Source organism: Marinobacter sp. (genome assembly GCF_035268745.1).
Classification (GTDB): Bacteria; Pseudomonadota; Gammaproteobacteria; order Pseudomonadales; family Oleiphilaceae; genus Marinobacter.
Genome location: NZ_DATFKH010000148.1, coordinates 1 through 5,258, shown reverse-complemented (window position 1 = coordinate 5,258; position 5,258 = coordinate 1). Strand labels below are relative to the sequence as shown.

At 56.8% G+C, this 5,258-nt stretch carries 4 protein-coding genes; 1 reads left to right on the top strand and 3 read right to left on the bottom strand.

The window, feature by feature from the left end; translation table 11 throughout:
* Positions 1 to 1,836: bifunctional [glutamate--ammonia ligase]-adenylyl-L-tyrosine phosphorylase/[glutamate--ammonia-ligase] adenylyltransferase (gene glnE / locus VJ956_RS11445; protein ID WP_324085019.1), on the bottom strand; the 1,836-nt coding region annotated here is incomplete at its 3' end.
* An 81-nt stretch (positions 1,837 to 1,917) separates the two neighbouring features.
* Between glnE and VJ956_RS11440 the strand changes: the two genes are divergently transcribed.
* Positions 1,918 to 3,096 (top strand): ion channel, encoded by a 1,179-nt coding sequence (locus tag VJ956_RS11440; RefSeq protein WP_324085016.1) that lies wholly within the window; start codon positions 1,918 to 1,920, stop codon positions 3,094 to 3,096.
* On the opposite strand, the gene VJ956_RS11435 is transcribed toward VJ956_RS11440, so the two are convergent.
* Both VJ956_RS11435 and VJ956_RS11430 read right to left on the bottom strand, forming a co-directional pair.
* Positions 3,063 to 3,923, bottom strand: coding sequence for a CYTH domain-containing protein (locus VJ956_RS11435; RefSeq protein WP_324085015.1), 861 nt, complete (start codon positions 3,921 to 3,923; stop codon positions 3,063 to 3,065). The genes VJ956_RS11440 and VJ956_RS11435 overlap by 34 nt on opposite strands.
* A 106-nt stretch (positions 3,924 to 4,029) precedes the next feature.
* Positions 4,030 to 5,067, bottom strand: a complete 1,038-nt coding sequence (locus VJ956_RS11430; protein WP_324085013.1) for a porin — start codon at positions 5,065 to 5,067, stop codon at positions 4,030 to 4,032.
* Between the last annotated feature and the right edge of the window lie 191 nt (positions 5,068 to 5,258).

Below are 5,258 nucleotides of genomic sequence, written 5' to 3'. Positions count from 1 at the left end.
CAGTTCTTCTTTCGCCGGAGGACTGTAGAGACTCTCGGCATTGAGCAACTCATCCAGCAGCAACGGTGTTTCGGCAAGCTGGCTGGCTATCCACGGGCTTTCACTGCACAACCGGACCAGTTGGGCACGGGCACCAGGATTCTCCAGCAGCAGAACCATGTAGGCCGTGCGGCGGAGAATGGCTTCAACAAGCTGCAGAACCCGGGCCAGAGTCTGTGACGGCTCTTCCACATGACTGAGCGCTTCCAGCAACACCGGCATAAACAGGTCCAGGCGCTGACGGCCCTGGGATTGCAGTGACTGCACTGTGCGCGAATTGCGCAGTGTGTCGAGTTCCCGGTAGCTGGCTTCGGGCGCCTCGAACCGACAATCGTGCAACCACCCGGCAGCGGCAGACTCGTCCATTTCCCCCATCCAGAGTTCCTGCCATTCCTCGGCAAGATCCATCCGGTCTCCATCTTCACCTTCCTCGGTGGCAATGATATCGGCGAAATGGGTGGACACTCTCTGCCTGTGCCTGTCCAGAGCTTCCTGACAGCCTGACCAGTTCTCAAAACCCATGATCAGAGCCACTCTTGCCCGGTCGGTATCGTTATCCGGCAGCAGCTGGGTCTGCTTGTCCTCGATACCCTGCAGCGCATGTTCAAGATTGCGCAGGAATCCATAGGCGGCCGCCAGTTCGTTGACGACTACCGAGGGCAATAGCTCCAGCGCCTCAAGTTCACTCAGAATGGTCAGCAACTGCCGCTGCTGCAGCTCACGATCCCGGCCGCCGCGGATAAGCTGGAAGGCCTGAACCACAAATTCGATTTCGCGAATGCCACCGCTGCCAAGCTTGATGTTGTTCTCCAGCCCCCGGCGGCGGACTTCACGGCTGATCATGGATTTCATACTGCGCAGCGATTCAAAGGCGCTGAAATCAATGTATTTGCGATAGACAAATGGCCGCAGACTCTCCATCAGCACCTGGCCCTCCCGCGGGTCACCGGCAACAACCCTGGCCTTGACCATGGCATAGCGCTCCCAGTCGCGCCCCTGATCCTGATAGTAGGTTTCCAGAGCGGCAAAACTCAGCGCCAGAGCCCCGCTCTGGCCATAAGGGCGTAGCCGCATATCCACCCTGAACACAAAACCATCCGCGGTAATCTGGTCAAGCGCCTGAATCAGCCGCTGCCCCAGCCGGGTAAAGAATCGCTGGTTATCAATGGTCCGCCGGGCACCCCGGGTTTCGCCCTTTCCCGGGTAGGCAAAGATAAGGTCGATGTCCGATGACACGTTGAGCTCATGGCCACCAAGCTTGCCCATGCCCAGCACAATCAATGGTTGCGGGCCTTCCTCCCCGGTAGCAGGACTGACACCCCAGGGAGTGCCGTACTGCCGGCAGCAGTCCTGGTATAACCACTCCAGCCCGCCCTGAATACAGACATCCGCAAAATCACTCGCCGCCGCCATGGTCTCGTGCAGGTCCGACCAGCGCATCAGGTCCCGCCAGATAATCCGGAACTGGATTTCCATGCGGAATTGCCGCAGCGCCGCCTGAAGATCCTGTTCGCTACTGACATCATCCAGCCATTCCGTCCAGCGTTGCCGGAGATAATGCTCATCGGTTCGCTCGGTCAGAGGCCGGGATCTGCACAGGTTCTCGACACACTCCGGATGAGCCTCAAGGGTACGGCGCAGGAAAATGCTCCGGGCCAGAGCCTGCGCCGTATCCACCGCGGAAACATTCCCCGCCGTCAGGAGAAAATCCGGCACGCCGTCCGGGAACACTGACGGCCAGACACCAGCAACCTCTTCCGCCAGCGGATGTGGCAGCGCGCGCCAAGGCTCAGACATAATACAATCCCCTGTATCTCTGTTATATTTTGCGTACTGTATACCGAACACTCCGCCGACTGAACCGCCCCGGGGAATTCCATGCAGAGATACCGCAGGCCGCTGAATCCGGAGCATCAGCTTGCCCATCTTCCTATGTCGGGCATTATCCGGACGCGTATCAAGCGGCTGTTCATCATTCTGCTCGCGCTGCTGTTCGCCCAGACGCTGCTGATATGGCTGGTGGAAGACCTGACCCTGTTCGAGTCGGCCTGGATGACCATGACCACCCTGGTCACCGTTGGTTATGGTGATTTCGCACCGGCAACGACTGTTGGCCGAATCAGCACGATCCTGATGATGTTTGTGGCGGCCATCACCATTATGACGCTGATCGTCAGCGACTTTATCGAATACCGGTTCTATCGCCGGGAACGCATCTTAACCGGACGCTGGATATACCCCATGCAAAACCACATCGTGATTATCAATACCCCGCAGAAAGGGGGCGAACAGTACTTCTCACGCTTTGCCTCGCAAATGCGAGCCGTGCCCGGCTACGAAACTATCCCCATCATGATTCTGACCCGGCAGTTCCCGGACGGACTGCCAGCGGAGCTTTCCGACCAGGGCCTGGTCCACTTTCATGGCTCCGGGAGCGACCCCGCCGCATTCAAAGCGGTACATGCCGGCAGCGCCCGCCACATCATTGTGCTGGCCGCAGACGAGTCAGACCCTGCTTCAGACAGCCTGACCTTTGATATCGCCCATCGATTGAGCGAATCCAATCTTTGTCATCACGTCACGGTTGAATGCGTGAGGGACGAAAACAGGGCACGATTCAAAGCCCTGGGAGTGAGAACCATCCTGCGACCGGTGCGCACCTATCCGGAAATCATGGTGCGCTCTGTCGTTGCTCCCGGGTCAGAGAAGGTTCTGGAGGACCTCTTCAACTATCAGCAGGATCATCCTCACCGCTACGAAATCGAACTGGATGACCTGACCTGGGCCGACATTGTCAGCGCGTTGATACGCCACGGCATCGGAACTGCTCTGGCGTATATAGACAACAATAACGAAATCATCTGTCACCCCTACACCATCCAGGAAATTCACGGCAAGGGCCTGATCGTGCTGGTGAAATCCAGCGAAACCCCCAGCGTCGAGACCCTTGAGCAGGCTCTGACCAGCTACCGGGCGTTTATACGGAAATGGCACAGCCTGCAGGAGGAGCAGGCCGCGCGGGATCAGGTTGGTGAAAAACCCGCAAGCGCCAGCTGAACCCGACCCGGCAGGCCGCTGGCTATCAGCGCATTAACAGGCTGATCCGACGAAAGCTGAGCTACAAGCTTTTCAAGATCCGCTTTTACACCCATGGCTTCGGCGGCATGACGAACCACGGAAAAGTCGGCCCTGTCTACCGGGAAACTCGTCCGGCGTAGCCAGCATGCGCTCAGGCAATGAAAGAAATCGTAGAGGCTGCGTATGCTCGCAGCATCCGGCTCGGGAGATGACACGCCTGCCAGGTAATAGCCCTGCTCGGCCTTGCTGATCACATTCAGGAATACCGGCACTTCCTCGGCCAGCCGCCTTGCCCAGGCCAGCAGGGACGAGGCATCTCCGGCCTTGAGTTCGAACTCTATCTCGTGGAGCGGGCATGACCGGCCCCCGGCAATGATTGCTCCGGAGTCAATCGCCACCTCAATCAGGTTTTCGCCCTGCCCGATCATTACCACCCGGCGCTCAAAGTTGGTCTCGAAGACTGGCCGCAACTCTGCCGGGTTAACACTTTGTGCCACAGGCGTGTCTGCAATCAGCCCCATCTGGAGACGTGTGCCCATTAACGGCCACTCCCATTCCTGCCTTTGGAGAGCACCATTGACAAACTCCCCACGGGTTTTCAGGGTCTGGATGTACTGGTCACCCATCCTGCGGATTCGCAGGGCTATTTTCTGCCGGTTCAGATCACCTTCCGGGGTATCGTAATAGGTGTTAGCCAATTGCAGGGTCTCGGACTGGCCGGTATCCGGCTGGCCCAGCAGCCAGTCCAGGGCACGATCAAGTTCCGATTGCGCGATGCTGAGTTTGATCTCCAGTTCCCGGGCCATAGATAGCCTCTCCTGACTTGGGATTCTGATATCACCATACACGAAAAAAACCGGCGACCCGAAGGCCGCCGGTTTTGGACTACTTATTGACTAGCTGGTCAGCTGATCAGAAGTAGTAAACACCACCAACAGAGGCGATAGAGCGCTCGCTCTCGCCGGCAACATCGTAAACACCGTCGTCACCGCCACCCAGGTAGCCTTCAAAGTAGACATACATGTGATCGGACAGATTGTGCACGGCCTGCAGGGTGATTGTGTCTACATCGTTGCCAGCCAAAACTCCTGCGCGATCACCAGCGTACTGGTCATCATACTGGGTCACCTCATACGACAGAGCAAATTGATTCGCACCTAGCGCGTAGTAGCCGATCACACCAAAAGTATCACTGAAGTCCTTACGGGTGTGGTATTCGCCAGTTACACGCAGATCACCCATGTCATAGCTGGCGCGCAGACCGTAAGTGTTTTCGTTGCTGGCGCTGGAAGCATTTTCGTTCGAATCCATGGCAACAGCGAATTCCAGCGCGTCCATGGCATAAACTGCAGCCAGCTGATACGGATAGGATTTCTTGCCCTTGTCCGGCAACGAGGCGTCGTCGCCCTGGCCATTGATCTGGAGAGCAGCCATCAGGGTAAGACCACCGAACGACGGAGAGCTGTACTGAATCAGATCACCTTCGCCAGTAGTGTAGTCCACGCCCTGGCTCAGAGTGGCCACTTCATAGTACTCAGAAATCTCGGTAACAGCACGTTCGTAGGTAGAGTCATCAGAACCAACCCAGATCTGACCGAAGCTGTCGCCTTTGATACCGATGTAAGCCTCGTCGAGATCTTCCAGTCCGCTTTCGCGGTCTTTGTCATCCGCAGCCAGACCTTCCAGTTCAAGCTTGAAAAACCCGGTGATACCGCCTGCAATTTCGTGATCGTGCTTGATACCCAGAGTGGAACCGTTGTCGAAATGGCTCAGTTCTGAACCGCCGCCATCGACGTTGTCATGGGCAATAGCATACTGGATGTTGCCGTAAACAGTCGGCATTGAATCCATGCGTGCCGCCAGTTCGGCAGCAGTGGCAGTGGTCTGGGCCATTACGCTGCCGGAAAAGGTCGCGGCGGCAATTGCAGAAGCGAGGAGCGTTTTCTTCATTTTGCGTCTTCCTTTTTGAGTTAACTCAGGTTTTTGAGATGGGTTATATACCCGGTCTTCAGACTTCACCAGTCGGGCTGGTTGTGCCCCATTCTGAGAGCTGCCCATGTCATTTTTATGACACGTTGGTAACAACCCGTTTTTCTTAATCTAAACGGCTTGCCTGCCTCTTTCAAGCTCAATCACTTACA

Excerpts from the sequence above, each read along its gene's own strand:
- VJ956_RS11430 (WP_324085013.1), bottom strand. The coding sequence starts at position 5,067 with ATGAAGAAAACGCTCCTCGCTTCTGCAATTGCCGCCGCGACCTTTTCC.
- VJ956_RS11440 (WP_324085016.1), top strand. The coding sequence starts at position 1,918 with ATGCAGAGATACCGCAGGCCGCTGAATCCGGAGCATCAGCTTGCCCAT.
- VJ956_RS11435 (WP_324085015.1), bottom strand. The coding sequence starts at position 3,923 with ATGGCCCGGGAACTGGAGATCAAACTCAGCATCGCGCAATCGGAACTT.